Origin of the sequence: Streptomyces sp. NPDC007872, assembly GCF_042868165.1 — a bacterium.
GTDB lineage: Bacteria > Actinomycetota > Actinomycetes > Streptomycetales > Streptomycetaceae > Streptomyces.
This window is the reverse complement of the sequence record NZ_JBIAEA010000004.1, coordinates 698,864-716,450: the sequence shown is the minus strand read 5'-3', so window position 1 is coordinate 716,450 and position 17,587 is coordinate 698,864. Positions and strand designations below refer to the sequence as shown.

9 protein-coding genes are annotated in these 17,587 nt (G+C 71.4%); 4 read left to right on the top strand and 5 right to left on the bottom strand.

Translation table 11 applies throughout. The annotated features are described in order from the left end of the window. Positions 1-3: 3 nt before the first annotated feature. Positions 4-6,072, bottom strand: coding sequence for a polymorphic toxin-type HINT domain-containing protein (locus ACFYNX_RS17840; protein WP_388662356.1), 6,069 nt, complete (start codon positions 6,070-6,072; stop codon positions 4-6). Between ACFYNX_RS17840 and ACFYNX_RS17835 the strand changes: the two genes are divergently transcribed. Continuing rightward, a complete protein-coding gene (locus tag ACFYNX_RS17835) occupies positions 6,035-6,490 on the top strand; it encodes a hypothetical protein (RefSeq protein ID WP_388662354.1) in 456 nt (151 codons plus the stop codon). The two genes, ACFYNX_RS17840 and ACFYNX_RS17835, sit on opposite strands and share 38 nt — an antisense overlap. Positions 6,491-7,424: 934 nt before the next feature. Continuing rightward, positions 7,425-10,670 carry a hypothetical protein gene (locus ACFYNX_RS17830; protein ID WP_388662352.1) on the top strand — a complete coding sequence of 1,082 codons (3,246 nt, stop codon included), beginning with the start codon at positions 7,425-7,427 and terminating at the stop codon, positions 10,668-10,670. An 82-nt stretch (positions 10,671-10,752) separates the two neighbouring features. Here ACFYNX_RS17830 and ACFYNX_RS17825 read toward each other — a convergent pair whose 3' ends face one another. From ACFYNX_RS17825 to ACFYNX_RS17815, 3 genes are read right to left on the bottom strand one after another with little or no spacing between them, the layout of a single operon-like run. After that, on the bottom strand, positions 10,753-11,199 hold the full coding sequence (locus ACFYNX_RS17825; protein WP_365545894.1) for a RidA family protein: 447 nt from the start codon (positions 11,197-11,199) through the stop codon (positions 10,753-10,755). Beyond that, positions 11,196-11,957, bottom strand: coding sequence for an IclR family transcriptional regulator (locus tag ACFYNX_RS17820; protein ID WP_388662350.1), 762 nt, complete (start codon positions 11,955-11,957; stop codon positions 11,196-11,198). The genes ACFYNX_RS17825 and ACFYNX_RS17820 overlap by 4 nt, the downstream gene beginning before the upstream one ends. Further along, the gene (locus tag ACFYNX_RS17815; RefSeq protein WP_388662581.1) at positions 11,954-12,994 is read right to left on the bottom strand and encodes a sugar kinase; all 1,041 of its coding nucleotides are present in this window, start codon (positions 12,992-12,994) and stop codon (positions 11,954-11,956) included. Before ACFYNX_RS17815 ends, ACFYNX_RS17820 begins: the two co-directional genes overlap by 4 nt. A 177-nt stretch (positions 12,995-13,171) precedes the next feature. Between ACFYNX_RS17815 and ACFYNX_RS17810 the strand changes: the two genes are divergently transcribed. Continuing rightward, positions 13,172-14,518 (top strand): alanine racemase, encoded by a 1,347-nt coding sequence (locus ACFYNX_RS17810; protein ID WP_388662579.1) that lies wholly within the window; start codon positions 13,172-13,174, stop codon positions 14,516-14,518. Between the two features lie 22 nt (positions 14,519-14,540). Continuing rightward, on the top strand, positions 14,541-16,142 hold the full coding sequence (locus tag ACFYNX_RS17805) for an amidohydrolase family protein (RefSeq protein WP_388662348.1): 1,602 nt from the start codon (positions 14,541-14,543) through the stop codon (positions 16,140-16,142). Here ACFYNX_RS17805 and mptB read toward each other — a convergent pair. Beyond that, positions 16,117-17,571 (bottom strand): polyprenol phosphomannose-dependent alpha 1,6 mannosyltransferase MptB, encoded by a 1,455-nt coding sequence (mptB, locus tag ACFYNX_RS17800; protein WP_388662346.1) that lies wholly within the window; start codon positions 17,569-17,571, stop codon positions 16,117-16,119. The genes ACFYNX_RS17805 and mptB overlap by 26 nt on opposite strands. Positions 17,572-17,587 lie beyond the last annotated feature (16 nt).

The window sequence follows — 17,587 nt, the reverse complement described above, 5'->3', positions numbered from 1 at the left end:
TGACTACCGCCCCAATGCACCGTTGTACCCCTTTCGGACCGTTGCATCCACTGGCTTTGGAATAACCAAAGTGTGGTGATCCGGAATGTTTCTCGTCGGGGTGAACCTCAACGACAGACCGGCATTCTCCAGTTGCGCCTTGGTCGCCACCGAGGCTCCTTCGTGCACTCCAGGGAGTACGGAGACTCCGTGGCCGAAACCGGCATCTTCCGCCCTTTGAGCCTGGCTCGCAAGACGTCCCGTGCTCTCGGGGGAGGTGCCCAGCCGGGAGAACGGCTGATCCCCGGGGCATGTGCAGGCGTCCCCCTTCTTCATGCCAGGGCCGCAATTGTGCACCAGGAGCGGCGTCGAACCCGCCAGCACATAGTACGCGTGGATGTCCTGGATCGTGAGGTCGTGCGTGCGCTGCTGCTTCGTGAAGTAGCTGGCCGCGGTGATCTGGACGTCCGTGCCCGAGCTGGTGCGGAGCCACTGGCCGGGGTGGAGTTCGCCGGCCTCGATCCACTGCTTCTCGGCGGGAACCCAGAAGGGGTGGGTGACAGTGGCGACGATACGAGCCGGGCCGGAGTCGGTCGCCACCTCGAGAGTGGTGAATTCCTTGTCGTACTCGGTGGTGATGACCTCGAGGACCGGCTTCTCGGCGTTCTTTCCGGTCTCGGTGTCGGTCGTGAGGACGACGTCACCCGGCTCCACGTCCTCGATGTTCTTCGTGGAGCCGTCCGCCAGGAGCACCTTCGTCCCCGGCAGGAAGGAGTGGCATCCGATGAGGAACTTTCCGGCTCCTGCAAACGCCACGCTGGTGGCCGCGCCCCATGCGGCGGCTTCGCCCTGCTCGGCCAGTTGACCGCCGAGGCTGTGGTCGGCCCCCGGATCGAGCGCGTTGTTGACGGCCGCTCCGGCAGCGGCGGCCACAGCGCCGCATCCTGCTACGGCGACGAAGCCGGCACCTCCGGTCGCGAAGCCCGCACTCACCGCCGCGGCGCCACAGGCCACACCCGCGATGAGTTCGGTACCGAAACTGACTATCTCGCGGTGCTCGACGAGGAAGTCGCCCGTGGCGCTGGCGGCTTGGCAGACCCAGCCGATCCAGCAGTCGTCATCGTCGCCCTTGTGGCCACCACCGCCACCGCCACCACCGCCGCCACCGCCACCGCCGCCACCGCCGCCGTCACCGCCGTTGGTGCCGCCGCCGTTGTTGCCGGGCTTCGGCTCCGGCTCGTCGTTCGTCGACCGGTCGCCGTCCTCGTTCGGGGTGCCGTCGTTGTTCCAGTCGTCGGGGTAGCAGGCGCCTCCCGAAGCACCGCACATCTCCATGAGTCCTGTGGGATCGGACGAGGTGATGGGGGTGTTGCTGGCGTAGCTGTAGCCGTTGAGCGACTGGAGCAGGTCGAGGCTCAGGACCGGGTCGACGCTGATGAACTGACCCAGGTTGGGGTCGTAGTCACGGGCGCCGATGTGGGTGAAGCCGGTCGTGCCGTCGATGTCGCCGCCGACGAAGCCCTTCTTACCGGGCCAGAAGGCGGGGGCGGTACCGCGCTGCCCGCCGTAGGGCAGGGTCTTGCGGCGGTTGAAGGTGAGGGTGGTGGAGGAGAAGGACAGGGTGTTGGTGTTGTGGTGGTCGGCGACCAGCAGACGGACCTTGCCGTCATTGCTGGTACGGATCGCCGAGCCGCCGGGGAACGTGTAGTAGCGGGTGCCGTTCGTGATGGCGGCAGGAGTGCTGCCGGCCGCACGGGTGAGTTCGAGTTCCTGGCCGCCGGGCAGGTAGAGCGTGGTGGCCGTGGGCTCCCGCTTGATGATCCGCGTGCCCTCGGTGTCGTAGACGAAGGACGTGGTCTTGCCGGAGATCGTGGAGGTGGTGAGCTTGCCCTCCGCGTTCCAGGTCAGGTCCTGGACCGGGCCGGCGTTGGCGGGGGTCTTCCTGGTGAGGTTGCCGGTGTCGTCGTAGGTGTAGGTGTCGGTGCCGGTCGCGCCGCCGGTGGCGGTGACCGAGCGCACGGCGTGGGCCTGGGCGGCGCCGGCGGTGGTGGGGTAGGTGTAGGTGCGGGTGGTGTCGGCCGTGACGGGGCCGGCCTTGTGCAGGGTCTCGGTCCTGCGCTGGCCGGTGTCGGTGAACGTCCAGGACGTCCAGTACGGGTCGACCGTGCCCAGGTTCGGGCTGCCGGCACCGTTGACGGGCTTGGTGGCGCAGGCGTCGCCCGAGGTCCAGGCCTCGGTCAGGCGGCGGGCCCAGTCGTGGGCGAAGCACTGCTGGTCGACGCTCTTGCCGTCGTCCTGGGCGTCGCGGATCGTGGTGATGTTGCCGGCCGGGTCGTAGCCGTAGGTGATGTTCGACGGAGTCGCCGGGCCGGTCGCCTCACGGTCGACCGTGGCCCCGATCAGACGCCTCGTGGACGCCTCGTACTCCAGGGTCTGGGTGACCAGCTTGCCGATGTTGCCGAGCTGCGCCTGCGCCAGCTCCCCGAAGGGCGTGTAGGACGCACCGCGCAGGTAGGCGTGGTCCAGGGTGCCGTCGACGGTGCCGAGCAGGTCCTTGGCCCCGTAGTGGTTCGTCACCGTCTCCGCCGGCAACGCGGTGGTCGCGTTGGCATTACCGGTGGAGTACGCCGCCGTGGCCGCCAGACCGTTCACCGGGGTGGCCGTGGTCGCCACCGTGTACGTACCGGCGAGCTTCTCCTCACCGGTCACCGACGGCACCGTCACCTTCGTGCCGGTCGCCCGGCCCGCGAAGTCGTAGCCCGTCACCTCGGACTTGTACGCCGCGTTCGCGGTCACCGAGGAGTCGTACCGGACCGCACTCGCCAGCAGACCCTTGCCACCGGCCACGGTGTCGTACGTCCACTCCGCCAACTTCGGACCGGTCGCCGTACCCGAACGCAGGACGGTCTTGCGGCCCAGGTCGTCGTAGGACGTCAGCAGGGTGCTGTCCGGGCTGGTGACCTTGTAGGCCCGCCCGTCGGTGTCGTAGTCGGTGGTGCTCTCCCCCTTGTCGGGATCCTTCATCGTCACCTGGCGACCGCGCAGGTCGTAGGTGTACTCCCAGGCGTTGCGCTTGGAGGTGTCCGTGATCGCCTTGAGCAGACCGGTCCTGTCGTAGGTCCGGGTGGTCGCCTCGTACTGCGTCGGCGCCGCGTTGATCAGCGGATTGCGGTCCTTGTACTGCCTCTGCTCGACCGGGCGCCCGCGTACGTCCGACAGACTCAGGCTGGCGGTGCCGCCGTTCGGCGGAAGAGTGGCCGTCCAGTAGTCGCCGTAGGTGGTGCTGGTGCGCCACTTCTCCGCGTTCAGGGAGAGCTGGACGGTGGCGGTGACCCGGCCCCGGCCGTCGTACTCGTTCTGCACGGCCTGCGGCACCTGGTTCGGCGTCACCACGAACATCGCCGTGGTCGACACCGCACTGCTGTTGTGGAACGGCGCGTTCGTCAGGTACGCGCGGCCGTGGCCGTCGTAGAACGTGTCGCTGACCAGGCGGCCGGTGGTGCCGATCGCGTCCGACTGGGTCTGCCGCGTGCGCAGCAGGGAGTCGTAGAACGTCGTGCTGGTGCCCCAGGTGCCGTTCTCGTACAGCTTCTTGGAGACGACGGTGGACGGGACGGTGCTGGAGAGGTTGTAGGCGAACGTCGCGTTCGGGTCCAGGGTCTTGGCCCGGCCCTTGCTCCAGCCCTTGGTCAGCCGGCCCAGAGCGTCGTACTCACTCGTCGCGGTCCGGTTGTTCGCGTCCGTCGTGGCGAGAGTGAGGCCACGCATGCCGTCGAACGTCGTGGAGGTGGTGTGCCCCTTGACGTTCGTGATCTTCACCGCCGTCGGCTGGGCGCCGGTGACGGGCTCGTACGTCGTCGTGACCGGCTGGCCGTCCTGGCCCTTGACCGTGAGGGCACGCCCGTACTGGTCGTAGGTGCTCTCCGAGACCACGTCCCAGGTGGTGCCACCCTGCGTGCTGCTGGACGACGCCTCCTCGACCTTGGTCGCGACAGCCTGCCCCGGGTCCGGGGCCACGCCGAGCGACTTGCCGTCGTAATAGGTCCGCGCACGGCTGGTGACGTTGTCCCCGAAGCTGTCGCAGCCGCCCTGGCTCGTGGTGACGACCTCGCTGGGGTACTGGATCAGCCAGTTCGTGGTGTCGGGGGCCACGTACGTCGTGCAGACGTTCTTGGCCTCGACCAGGCCCGCCCCGTCGTCGGTCTCGCTCAGTACCAGACCGTAGGTCTTGTCGTAGTCGCGGGTCGTCGTCAGGGTCCGCCAACTGGTTCCGTTGTCCAGGAGGGTGCCGGCCTTGGTGGTCTCCGTCCCCGACAGATAGGCGGTCTTCGCGGGCCGCGCGGGCGCCGGGTCGTTCGGCTTGTCGGGGTCGGTGATCCCCTTCACGGCCTGCGTCGCGGTCGCTTCCGACTCCCACGGCACGTACGTGGTCTTCTGGACGACCTTGCCGCCGGTGCCGTCCTTGTCGTACGTGCTGCTCACGGCCACACGACCGGCGAAGTCGTTGCGGTCGGTGACACCGTTGACCTGCGGCACCGAGCGGGCGCTGCCGTTGGCCAGGGTGTCACCGGCCATGCCGAGGAAGTAGGTGTTCTCGGTCTTCACGCGATTGGTCGAGCCGACGTACGTCCGCACCGTGCCGTAGCCGCGGAAGTCGTTCCAGGTGCGGTGCTTGTCGAGGGTGAACTCGCCGGTGTCACGGCGCCAGTTGGGTCCGCCCGCGTACTCGTACGTCGTCACCTTCGACGGCGAACCGCTGCCCGCCGTGGTGTCGTTCTCGTCGATCCGCGTGACCAGGTACTTGTGGAACCAGTCCTTGACCGGCTCGACGTAGCCGTCCGGGGTCCACCAGGACGGGTAGCAACGCTTGGCGTTCGTGTCCGCCGCCGCCGGAAGCGACGCCGCCGTGCACTCCTTCGGACTGTAGGTGACCAGGGTCTGACCGCCGGTCTCGTTGGTCACGGCGGTGATGCGCTTGCGGTTCAGCGCCGGACGGCCCTCGGCCGCGTCCACCCGGTTGGCCATCAGCTCACCGGAGAACACCGTCTTCGGCAGCGTGATGTCCGCCAGCGCCCCGGCCTTGGCCGTGCGCTGGACAGAGTCCAGCCACATCGCCGGGGTCGAGGTGTCACCGGTCGCGGGGAACGACTGGACCAGCGCCCAGGTGTCCACCGGCTGCAGCGTCGTACCGACCAGAGAGAAGGTGTTGATGCTCGTCAGACGCTGCTTGGTCCAGAAGGACGGCGAGCCTTGCAGGCACTGCTTGCCACTGGTGCACTCCAGGTCGACCGGAGTGTCGGGCCAGTTGGTCGCGTTGGCCTCGGTGAACGCGCAGTCCGTCGCCGTGCAGCGGTTGCCCGTGGTGAAGGTGACCCGGCCCGCCGGGTTGGCGGTCGTGTAGACGGCACCCGCGCGCAGACCGTAGTCGATCTTGTTCAGATACCCACCGCGGATGTACGGCTTGGAGTCGTCGTACTTGTTGTTCTGCGCGTAGTAGCCCTGCTCCTTGGTGTAGTAGAGGGCCATCGCGTTGCCGTGCGGATCGACGACGTAGTCCAGGTTCCAGCGCCAGCCCTGCTGCTCCGCCGAGGAGGCGAAGTCCGCACCGTTGCCCTGCTCACCGTCGTGGTTGCCGTAGACCGGGACCGAGAAGACGGAGTTCGTCTCCGACTTGCCCGTCTCCCAGCCCGGGAGGCGGTTCTTGCCGAACCAGTACTGCGTACCGTCCAGCGTGGTGACCCGCCAGTACTCCGAGTCGGCGTCGCCCGAGTTGTTCGGGGTGGCGTCGTAGACCCGCTCGACGCGCGAGCCGTCGTCCCGCTGGAGCTTCCACGTCTTCTTGGTCGCGTCCCAGACCAGCTCGTTCGACGAGCCGTTCAGGGAGAGGGTCGCGTTCTCCGACTTCCAGCACAGGTCACCGGTCTTGGCGGTGTTGTTCCCGCCCTGCTTGTCGTTCTCGCAGGAGACGTAGCGACGCTCGACGAAGCCGGGCGAGTACTCCCAGCCCTCACCGATCCACGACGACTGGTTGTTCGTCGAGGCGGTACGGCCGTCGATGGACGAGGAGTTGTACGCCAGCTCCACCTTCGGCACAAGCCCGCCAGGGACTGTCGGAACCCCGAGGGGAGCACTCCAGCCGAAGCCGCCCGAGTTCCCGCCCGCCGACCACGACCCCGACGGGGACAGCGACGTCGCCTTGAACGAACCGTCCGAGCCCTCGGCACCCGCCGTCGCCGCCAGGACCGTCGCACCCGCCGAGTTCACCGCGCGCGAGGAGAGGGACGGGGACGAGGCCTTCCCGGAACCGGCACCGGCCTTCGACGCCTTCGCCGCACCCACCGCCGGAACCGTCGCACTCAACGTCGCGTCCGACGCGTCGTTCCGCGTCGCCAGCGGCGTCTGCTCGCGGCACTCCGCCTTCTCCGGCGTCGTCAGCGCACACGCCGGCAACGTCACCAGACGCAGACGAGACGCCCAGCCCGCACCATACGCACCACGGATCGAGGCATAGTCCACCTCGACGTCGAGCCCGCCACCCGCCCCGTCCACCGGACGCAACGACAGCAGCAGACCCTCGATCCCCGCCCGCCGGGCAGCCGCACGATCCTCGACCGCCACCTCCACCCGACCCGAACCACCAGCGGCGGAAGCGGCAGCGGAACCGGCGGCGGCCTTCGACGTCCGCGCGGACGACGGACGAAGACGCACCGGCGGTCCGCCCGGCACCACAGCCGCACCGGGCACCACCTCACGCACCGCGGCAGCCGGCCACTTCACCTCCGGCGCCCGCCACACCGGCGACGGCTTCGGCCTCCGCTTCAGACCCGCCGGAAAGAAATCCGCACCGTCCACCGACTCGGTCGTCGGAACGGACCGGATTCCCGGTGCTTCCTCGGGGACCGCCCACGAGGGGGCCGACAGCAAGGAAACGCTCAGACCGGCAGTAATGAGGCCGATGAATCCCGTCCGCGCACGCTTGGCCATGCGTCGTTTTGAAGAGCGTCTGGAAAAGGGCATGGCAAAGCCATCGCCGGACTGCATCGAAATCCCCACCCCGATTGTCGTCAAGCACACTTGAGCGGGCCTACCCAACACCGCGCCATATTCATCTGGCAAGCGGATTTTGGAGAACGGGACCAGGCCCCCACAAGTCGGCACGTCAAGACGTGACGGTGTCCCGCAAGTGCGACCAAGGGCCCAACCTGCATCGATCTCGTCGATCAGGTCTCATAACGCCCCTTCCGCCCACCCCCGGGCGCGCATCCCCGCGCCATATTGGGCTGTACCGGAAAGTCACCTCCGGGATAGAGTCCGCCGCCGGGGGGGACCAGAACTTCTTTATCGAAGAAAAGACGGCTGCGTTCCCGGAAAGGCTTTTTTCGGAGATGAGTACTGATAGATCCAGACGCAGCCGGAGAGCAGTGGCTCTGGCGATAGCGGCCACGATGGCATGGCCCGCCTCGGCCGTTCTGCCCGTGATGCCGGCCGTCGCCCTGACCGGAACTCCCGCCGCCGCGGCCGCCGACGAGTCGCAGACGCCGGACGTCCGCTTCGAGAAGACGGCGTTCGCCGAGGCGAAGCGGACCGGGAAGCGGGTGGAGATCCTCGACCGCCGCCAGGAGGCGACCGAGTTCTTCGCCAACCCGGACGGGTCGACGACCCGCCGCTCCTACGGTGAGCCCAAGTGGACCCGCGCGGAAGGGCGTTGGCGTCCGGTCGACGCGAGCCTCGTCAAGAAGGACGACGGCAGTGTGGGGCCGGCCTCCCCGGTCTTCCCGATCGCCTTCTCCGGCGGTGGCGCCCAGCCGCTGGCCACGATGGTCAAGGACGGCAAGGAGCTCTCCCTGACCTGGCCCACCGTCCTTCCGGCGCCGGTCGTCGAGGGTGACACGGCGACGTACCGCTCGGTCCTCCCCGGTGTGGACCTGAAGCTGATCGCCGAGGTCGACGGCTTCGCCCAGCACCTGGTCGTCCAGAACGCCGAGGCCGCCGCCAACCCCGCCCTGCGCACCATCAAGCTCGGGTTCAAGACGGACGGCGTCACCCTCACCGAGGGACCGGGCGACAAGCTCCTGGCCAAGGACGAGAAGGGCGCGACGGTCTTCAGCGCCCCCGGCCCGAAGATGTGGGAGCAGCCCGCGGCCGCTTCCGAGGACAAGCCGGCCGCCACGTCGAAGGCCAAGGCCTCCTCGGCGGCCGGCGCCGACGTCACGGCCGCGCAGCCCGACAGCGCCCCGGTCGCCGCGGACGTGTCCGGCTCCACGCTCACGCTCACCCCGGACGCGAAGCTGCTCGCGGCGGCGGACCAGTTCCCGCTGGTCATCGACCCCGTCTTCAGCGGTGGTTACCGCGAGAAGTGGGCGGTGGTGTACTCGGCCACGCCCAGCGCCACCTACCCCAACGGCTCGGGCTGGAACTCCTCCAACCCCGCCGACGAGCCCCGGGTGGGCTACAACGGGACCGGTGACACCGCCTCGTTCTTCGCCATGAACACCAACGGCCTGGCGAACGCGACCATCCTCGACGCCAAGTTCGCGGTCGTCCAGACCCACTCCTACGAGTGCAGCGCCTCCACCGTCGGCCCGACCGAGCTGTGGTCGGCCGGCGGCATCGAGAACACCCCCAGTTGGTCGACGGCGCCGTGGGCCGCCAAACTCGACTACGCCTCGTTCTACGGCGGGAACGACCAGTTCTGCCCCGGTGACAAGGGTCACGACTTCACCAGCCCCGCGCTGAAGGCCTACGTCCAGAAGGCCGCCGACAACGGCTGGGGCACCCTCGTCCTCGGCATGAGGGCCCCGAGCGGCTACTCCGGCAACACCGCCGCCTACAAGCGGTTCCGCAACAACCCGGTGCTCGAAGTCGACTACAACTACAAGCCCGTCGTCGACGGCCACGCCGCCTACGAGGGTTCCTGGACCCCGTCCGGCGACGGCAACAAGGCGGTCCCCTGCGCGACCGCCATCGGCAACAGCGGCATCGCCCTGACCGCGAAGGTCCGCGACCCGGACGGCGGCTCCGTCGACGCCGTGTTCACGGTGAAGAACTCCTCCGGCAGCGCCGTGACCTTCTCGCCGAACGCGAGCACCAAGCGGGTCACCAGCGGCCAGTGGGCCTCGGTGACCATGCCCGCGAAGAACCTCACCAACGGCACGTACACCTGGACCGTGTACGCCAAGGACAACGAGAACACCACGAGCCCGACCACGGCCGCCTGCTCCTTCACCGTCGACCGCATCGGCCCGAACAAGCCGGTCTCCGTGTACGACGTCAAGGACGGCTCCCTCGCGGGCCAGGAGACCGACAAGTACCCGGCGCGCAAGTCCGTCCAGCTCAAGTTCGGCAACACCGTCTCCGACGTGGTCGGTTACTGCTGGGCCATGGACCACTTCGTCTCCACCGCCAGCACCCGCTGCGCCAACGGCAACTGGGTCGCGGCGGGTTCGGACGCCGCCAACAGCGCGACCGTCACCGTCACGCCCTCGGGCTACCCGTCCAGCACCCTGTACGTGCTCGCCTACGACGCCGCCGGCAACCACTCGCCGATGGACGGCGGTGACGAGACGGTGGTGCTCCCCACCGAGAAGGCCGAGTTCGTCTACGAGGCCGGCGTCACCCCGGTCACGCCGGGCACCTATCCGCGGGACCGCCACGGCGACCTGAACGGCGACGGCCAGTCCGACTTCGTCGCCACCAACCCCGACGGCGAGCTGCTGCTCTACCGGGGCAATGGAACGCTCGGAGAGCCCGCCGCCGCCTCGCTCATCGGCACCGGCGGCTGGGGCGGTGCCCTCATCGCCCACCGCGACGACCTCCAGGGCCTCGCCGGCCCGACGGCCGCCCCGGACGGCTACGAGGACTTCCTCGTCCGCCTGTCGAACAACCGGCTCTACCTGTACCCGGGCAACGGCCTCGGCTCCCCGTGGGTCTACTCCCGGCAGGAGATCGCCCACCCGTCGCAGGACGACTGGCGCGGCCTGCGCCAGGTCATGCTGCCCGGCGACATCGACGGCAAGCCCGGCAACGACCTCGTCACCATCGAGTGCCTCTGGGACACGTCGAAGCCGACGCCGAACTGCGTCAACGCCGAACTGCTGCTCTACAGCGGCAACGCCATCGCCGGCGGCGGGCAGGACCAGAACGAGCCGTTCGACCTCGCCCACCCGAGCGTCATCGGCATCGGCGGGTGGAGGGACTTCACCAACCTGGCCATGGACGACCTCAACGGTGACGGCGCCGCCGACATCGTCGGCCGCAACCCCGGCGACGGGAAGCTCCACCTCTACCCGGGCTGCCTCAACAGGCCCGAGTGCGCGAGCGGTTACAAGCTCGGCAGCCCCACCGTCTACGGCACCGGCGGCTGGACCCAGCGGCCCTACCTCACCTCGCCCGGCAACATCCAGGGCACCGTGAAGAGCACCTCGGTCACGGTGAACGACGAGGGCCAGACCAAGACGTACGCCTTCAAGCAGTTCGTGCCCACGCCCGGCGAGGAGTACGGCGACTTCTGGGCCACCACCCCGGCCGACCCGAACACCGCCGTCCCGTACATGAACGAGTCGGGCATCATGACGAGCAGGGTCTGCCCGACCGGCTGCCTGCTGACCTACCCCGGCGGGCCGACGTCCGACAGGACGCCGCGCCTCTCCGGCACCGGCTCCTGGGCCACCCTCATCACCGGCATCTTCTAGCCGGTGGCCTGACCCCGAACGGCAGACGAGCGGGCCGCACCTTCCCAGGTGCGGCCCGCTCCGCCGTGTCCGGGGCGTTTCCTCAGCCCAGGACCGCCAGCGCGTCGATCTCGATGAGGAGGCCGGCCGGGAGGCCGACGTAGACGGTGGTGCGGGCGGAGGCGGGGGCCTTGAGGTTCTGCTCCTCGAAGTACCGGTTGTAGATCTCGTTCATCTCGGCGAAGTGGTCCACGTCCGTCAGGTAGACGCGCATCATCATGACGTCGTCCCAGGTCGCGCCGCCCTCCTCCAGGATCGCCTTGACGTTGGCGAAGGTCTGGAGGGTCTGCTCGCGCAGGGTCGGGCCCGCGACGGTCGGCGCCTGTCCCTCGACGGCGGGCAGGAAGCCGACCTGGCCGGCGACCTGGAGGACGTTGCCCTTCCTCACGCCGTGCGAGAACTTCGCGGGCGGGGCGGTGTGGGTCGCCGGGGTCAGGGCGGTCTTCTCGACGGGCTGCGGGAACGTCTGCGCGGTCGGCTGGTCGCTCATGCGGTGTCCTTGGTCGGGGCGGTGCCGGAGTACTCCCGGCTGATGGCGTCCGCGGTGCGGCGCACCTGCGGGAGGAGGGCGAGGAGTTCCTCGGCCGTGACGACCACGTTGGGCGCCGAGACCGACATGGCGGCGACGACCCGCCCGTCGGCGCCGCGGACGGGCGCGCCGACGCAGTTGATGGACTCCTCGTGGCCGCCGAGGTCGGTGGCCCACCCCTGCTCGCGCACGGTCGCCAGCTCCTTGAGGAAGGCGGCGGCGTTCGGCGTCGAACGGGGCGTGTACGGGGGGTAGTCGAGCTTCGCGGCGATCGCGCGCCGCTCGGCCTCGGGCAGGTCGGCCAGGAGCAGCTTGGCGACGGCGGCGACGGTGATCGCGACGGGCCTGCCGATGCGCGAGTACATGCGGACCGGGTAGCGGCTCTCGACCTTGTCGATGTAGAGCACCTCGCCCTCCTCGTACACCGCGAGGTGGACCGTGTGCCCGGTCCGCTCGTTGAGCGCGGTGAGGTAGGGGTGGGCGATCTCCCGGACGTCGAGGTTCTCGACGGCCTCCTGCGCGAGCGCGAAGAGCCGGGCGCCCAGGCGGTAGCGCTGGTCCTGCTGGCGGTGGACGAGGCCGTGCTCGTGGAGCGTGCGCAGCAGCCGCAGGGCCGTGGACTTGTGGACGCCGAGGCTCTCGGCGACCTGTCCGAGGTCGGCGGGGCCCCGCGCGAGCAGCGGCAGGATGCTGAGCGCCCGGTCGACGGTCTGGCTCATGGCGTGCGTACCTCCTGGTCGTCCCCCGCGCGGCCGGGGCCCTGCGGACCCCCGCCCGTCCGCCCGGGGTCCTCCTCGTCGGCCGCCGTCCAGTCGGGGCCGAGGTGAAGTGTCCCCCAGGCCGCGTCGTCGAGCGCGGCCAGGCGGTCGGCCAGGTCGCGGCGGGGCGGGGCGGCCAGGTCGCCGGGGACGGTGAGGGCGGTGGCGGCCGTCAGGTGCCCGTGGCGGAGCCGGCTCCGGAGGTCGAGGCCGCGGAGGGTCGCGGAGAGGAAGCCGGCGGCGAAGGCGTCCCCGGCGCCGATCGGCGAGACGACGTCGACGCGGGGGGCGGGGACGAGGACGCCGGCGCCTCCACGGGTCTCCCCGTCGACGGCGACCGCCCCCGTCCCGCCCAGCTTGACCACGACGGTCCCCGGTTCGGGCAGGGCGTCGAAGACCTCGCGGGGGTCCTTCAGGCCCCACAGCCGCTCCGCCTCGTCCGCGCCGACGAAGACGACGTCGGCGCGGCGGGCGAGGCCGAGGAGCACGCCGGGGGCGTCGCCGTCGCGCCACAGGGCCGGCCGGTGGTTGACGTCGAAGGAGACGAGCGGCCGGCCGGGACGCGGGGCGGTGAGCTCCCGCAGCAGGGCCAGGCAGTCCCGGGAGAGGGCGGCGGTGATGCCGGTGAGGTGCAGGATCCGGGCGCCGGCGACGCTCTCGTACGGGACGGTGGCGGGCGACATCGCCGAGGCGGCCGACCCGGCCCGGTAGTAGACGACCTCGTGCGCGTCGGTGGCCCGGTCCTCGTCCGTGCGGAAGTAGATCCCGGTCGGCCGGTGCGGGTCGCGGCCGACGGCCGTGACGTCGACGCCGTGGCCGCCGACGACGTCGAGCAGGTGGTCGCCGAAGCCGTCGCGGCCGACGCGGCCGACCCACTTGGCGCGGTGCCCGGCGGCGGCAAGGGCGCAGGCGACGTTGGTCTCGGCGCCGCCGATCGCCCGCGTGAAGGAGGGGACGTCCGCGAGGCGGCCCGGCCGGGAGGGCAGGAAGGTGACCATGGACTCGCCGAGGCAGACGACGTCCACGGGGTCCACGGGATCCACAGCGCGGACGACGTCCGGGATCGCGTGTCCGCTCACTCTCGTGCTCCCTGCGACTCCCACGGGTCCATTGACCCGGCCTTGGCCCGGATGTTAGACAGCCGTGAGCAAGGTGCGCAATGAGCGTTGCAGTCAATGCAACACCGCGAGGAGGAGCCCATGGCAGGCCCGGCGAACGAGACGCCCGCGCAGGAGGACGTACAGAAGGGGCGCGCGATCCCCGACCTCTCCGCCGAACGCGTCGACCACCGCTTCAAGGCCCTCCCCCCGGACGCCGAGGGCCTGACCGTCGGCGAGCTCTCCGCCCAGCGCCGCAACCTCTTCACCGGCGGCTACACCACCCCCGTCCTCGCCCTCTCCGCCGAGTCCGTCGAGCACAACCTGCGCCTCCTGGAGACGTACGCCGAGCGCCACGGCCTCGCCTTCGCCCCGCACGGCAAGACCTCCATGGCCCCCCGGCTCTTCGAGCGGCAGTTGGCGCACGGCGCCTGGGGCATCACCGCGGCCGTGCCCCACCAGGCCCGCGTCTACCGCGCCCACGGCATCGCCCGGATCTTCCTCGCCAACGAGCTGGTCGACCCCGTCGCCCTGCGCTGGTTCGCCGCCGAGCTCGACGCCGACCCGGACTTCCGCCTGGTCTGCTACGTCGACTCCGTGCGCGGCGTCGAGCTGATGGACGAGGCCCTGCGCGCCGCCGGGGCCGGCCGGCCGGTGGACGTCGTCGTCGAGCTGGGCGCGGGCGAGGGGGCCCGTACCGGCGTCCGTACGGAGGCGGAGTGCGCCGCCGTCGCGGACGCGGTCGCCGCCACCGCCACCCTGCGGCTCGTCGGCGTCGCCGGGTACGAGGGCGAGGTGCCGGAGGCGGACCCCGAGCGGGTCCGGGACTGGCTGCTGCGGCTCACCGGCCTCGCCGCCGCCTTCGACGCGGAGGGCCGCTTCGGCCCCGGCATCGGCGAGATCGTGGTGAGCGCGGGCGGCAGCGCCTGGTTCGACGCGGTCGCCGAGGTCTTCGCGCAGCTCCCCGCGCTCTCCCTCCCGGTCCTGAAGCTGCTGCGCTCCGGCGCGTACGTCTCGCACGACGACGGCCGCTACCGGGAGGTCACCCCCTTCAACCGGGTCCCCGGGGAGGGCGCGCTCCAGCCCGCGTTCCGGCTCTGGTCGCAGGTCGTCTCCCGGCCCACCGGCGAGCAGGCCTTCACCAACGCGGGCAAGCGGGACGCCGCCCACGACCTGGACCTCCCGGAGGCGCAGGTGGTCCGCGACGCCCGCACGGGCGAGGTCCGCCCCGCCGGGGGCATCACCGTGACGGGCCTCTCCGACCAGCACGCCTGGCTGCGCACGGAGCCGGGGGCGGACCTGGAGGTCGGGGACTGGGTGGGGATGGGCCTCTCCCACCCGTGCACGGCGTTCGACAAGTGGCAGCTCATCCCGCTCGTCGAGGCCGACGGCACGGTGGTCGACCACGTCCGCACGTTCTTCTAGGCACCGGGGAGCCGGGACAGTGATGGAACTCGTCATCCGCGACGCCGAGGTCGTCGACGGCAGCGGCGGCCCCTCCTACCGGGCCGACGTCGGCGTCGGGGACGGCCGGATCACCACGATCGTCCGGGAGGCCGCCGCCGCGGGCTGCCAGCGGCCCACCGGGCGCCGGATCCTGGACGCCGAGGGGCTCGTCCTCTCCCCCGGCTTCGTCGACATGCACGCCCACAGCGACCTCGCGCTGCTCCGCGACCCCGACCACTCCGCGAAGGCCGCGCAGGGCGTGACCCTGGAGGTCCTGGGCCAGGACGGCCTGTCGTACGCCCCGGTCGACGACCGCACGCGCGCGGAGGTGCGGCGGGCGATCACCGGCTGGAACGGCGACGGCTCCGACCTGGACCTGGACTGGCGCACGGTCGGCGAGTACCTGGACCGGCTCGACGGCGCGCACGGCGGCCGGGGCATCGCCGTCAACGCCGCCTACCTCGTCCCCCAGGGGACGGTCCGGGCGCAGGTGGTCGGCTGGGAGGACCGCCCGGCGACGGAGGACGAGCTGGACCGGATGCGGCGGCTCGTCGCCGAGGGCCTGGAGCAGGGCGCGGTCGGCATGTCCTCCGGCCTGACCTACACCCCCGGCATGTACGCGTCGGACGCCGAGCTGACCGAGCTGTGCCGGGTCGTCGCGGAGTACGGCGGCTACTACTGCCCGCACCACCGCTCGTACGGGGCCGGGGCCCTCGACGCGTACGCGGAGATGGTCGCCCTGGCCCGCGAGGCCGGGTGCGCCCTGCACCTGGCCCACGCCACCATGAACTTCGGCGTGAACGAGGGCCGGGCCCCCGAACTGCTCGCCCTGCTCGACGCGGCCCTGGACGCGGGCGCGGACATCAGCCTCGACACGTATCCGTACACCCCCGGCTGCACGACCCTGGTGGCCGTGCTGCCGAGCTGGGCGAGCGAGGGCGGCCCGGAGGCGGTGCTCGCGCGGCTCCGGGACGACGCGACGGCCGAGCGGATCAGGCACCACCTGGAGGAGGTCGGCTCGGACGGCTGCCACGGCGTCCCCGTCGACTGGGACACGATCGAGGTCTCGGGGGTGAACGCGCCCGGACTCGCGGGGTTCGTCGGCCGCCGCGTCGACGACTGGGCCACGGCCCGCCGGATCCTCCTGGAGGACCGGCTCGGCACGACGATCCTCCAGCACGTGGGCCACGAGGAGAACGTCCGGACGATCATGCGCCACCGGGCGCACACCGGCGGCTCGGACGGCATCCTCCAGGGCCTCAAGCCGCACCCGCGCGCGTACGGCACGTTCCCCGAGTACCTGGGGCGGTACGCGCGCGAGCTCGGCGTCCTGTCCCTGGAGGAGTGCGTCGCCCACCTGACGTCCCGCCCGGCCGCCCGCCTCCGCCTCCCGGACCGGGGCCTGGTCCGGGAGGGGTACGTGGCCGACCTGGTCCTCTTCGACCCGGCGACGGTCGCCCCGGGCGCGACGTACGCGCATCCGAGGACCCTGCCGACGGGCATCCCGCACGTCCTGGTCGGGGGGAGGTTCGTGATCGAGGACGGCGGCCGGACGGACGTGCTGGCGGGGCGCGCGATCAGGCGGACGCCCGTCCCCCGGTAGGCGCGCCCACCGGGTCGGCGTCCTCCGCGGCGCCGGCCAGCCACGGGTCCCGCCGCGCCCACAGCAGGCCGAGCGCGGCCACGGCGCCCGCCAGCACGAACCCGTACCAGGGCGTACGCCCCGAGGGCGCCGTCTCGTACGCGAGCGCCGCCGAGAGGACCGCGAGGACCTGCCCGGCCCGGCCGTACCAGGCCACCGACGCGACGACGGCCGTCCCCCACAGCAGGTACCAGGGCTGGACCATCGGCGAGAGCGCGACGAGGGCCACCAGGGAGAGGCCGAGGCCGAGGACCGGGTCGAGGAGCCCCCGCCACGCGCGCCACGCGAGGACCGCGATGAGGACGAGCGCGGCGGCGAGGCCCAGCTTCTGCACGAGGTCCTTGACCGGGTCGGGGTCGTCCGCGAGGAGCAGTCCGAGCCCGAGCCCGAGGTCGCTGGTGACGGACAGGGCGGTGTGGATGGTCCCGGCGACGCTCTGCGTGCGCAGCCATCCGAACCCGGTCCCTGCGAGCACCGTCGCGCCCGCCGCCACGGCCCCCGCGACGGCCCCGGGCAGCACGAGGCCCTTCACCAGGGCCCGGGCGCCGCCCCCGGCCCGGCGGGCGACGACGATCCCGATGAAGAGCAGGGCGACCGCCGCCGGGGACTTCACCATCACGGCGCAGCCGACGAGGACGCAGCCGAGCACCCACCGGCCCCGCGTCGCGAGCAGGACGCCGGCGAGGACGAGGCCGATCATCAGACCGTCGTTGTGCGTGCCGCCGACGACGTGGACCAGGAAGAGCGGGTTGAGGACGGCCAGCCACAGCGCGCCCGCCCGGCCGCCGGGCCCGCCGCCGAGCCCCCGTACCGCCCACGCGGTGAGCGCGAGGGCCCCGAGGGCGATCAGGCGCATGCCGAGGACGGCGGGCACGACCGCGCCGCCGGTGAGCTTCACGACGGCCGCCGCGAGGAGCAGGAAGGCGGGGCCGTACGGGGCGGGGGTGTCGGTCCAGTGCCCGCCGACGCTCGCCGCCGCCTCGGCGCCGAGGTCGCCGGGGCCGAGGACGGAGGGCCCGGCGCCGTACACGTCGTGCCCTTCGAGGACCATCGCGCCCTGGGCGACGTAGCTGTAGACGTCGGCGCTGTGCAGCGGCGGGGCGAGGAGCAGCGGCACGGTCCAGCAGACGAGGGTGGCGAGGACCCCGGCCCGCGCGGCCCCGGCGCCCCGGGCCAGCAGCACCCCGTACCGCCCCCACGCGGCGACGAGCAGGGTCAGGCCGAGGTACGCGAGGACGGTCCCGGCGGCCGTGGGCGCCGGGCCGTGCCGCTCCCACAGCCCCCCGCCGCCGCGCACCGGCAGCGTCCCGGCGAACCATCCGCCCACGGCGACGGCGAGCGATCCGCCCGCACCCAGCCACCGGCATCCGGAGGCACTGAAGACCCACATGGCGTGCCAACCTATC

Bases quoted from the DNA above. Each gene is read 5' to 3' on its own strand.
- ACFYNX_RS17835 (WP_388662354.1), top strand. From the start codon at position 6,035: ATGGACGAGGAGTTGTACGCCAGCTCCACCTTCGGCACAAGCCCGCCA.
- ACFYNX_RS17830 (WP_388662352.1), top strand. From the start codon at position 7,425: ATGGCATGGCCCGCCTCGGCCGTTCTGCCCGTGATGCCGGCCGTCGCC.
- ACFYNX_RS17825 (WP_365545894.1), bottom strand. From the start codon at position 11,199: ATGAGCGACCAGCCGACCGCGCAGACGTTCCCGCAGCCCGTCGAGAAG.
- ACFYNX_RS17820 (WP_388662350.1), bottom strand. From the start codon at position 11,957: ATGAGCCAGACCGTCGACCGGGCGCTCAGCATCCTGCCGCTGCTCGCG.
- ACFYNX_RS17815 (WP_388662581.1), bottom strand. From the start codon at position 12,994: ATGGTCACCTTCCTGCCCTCCCGGCCGGGCCGCCTCGCGGACGTCCCC.
- ACFYNX_RS17810 (WP_388662579.1), top strand. From the start codon at position 13,172: ATGCAACACCGCGAGGAGGAGCCCATGGCAGGCCCGGCGAACGAGACG.
- ACFYNX_RS17805 (WP_388662348.1), top strand. From the start codon at position 14,541: ATGGAACTCGTCATCCGCGACGCCGAGGTCGTCGACGGCAGCGGCGGC.
- mptB (WP_388662346.1), bottom strand. From the start codon at position 17,571: ATGTGGGTCTTCAGTGCCTCCGGATGCCGGTGGCTGGGTGCGGGCGGA.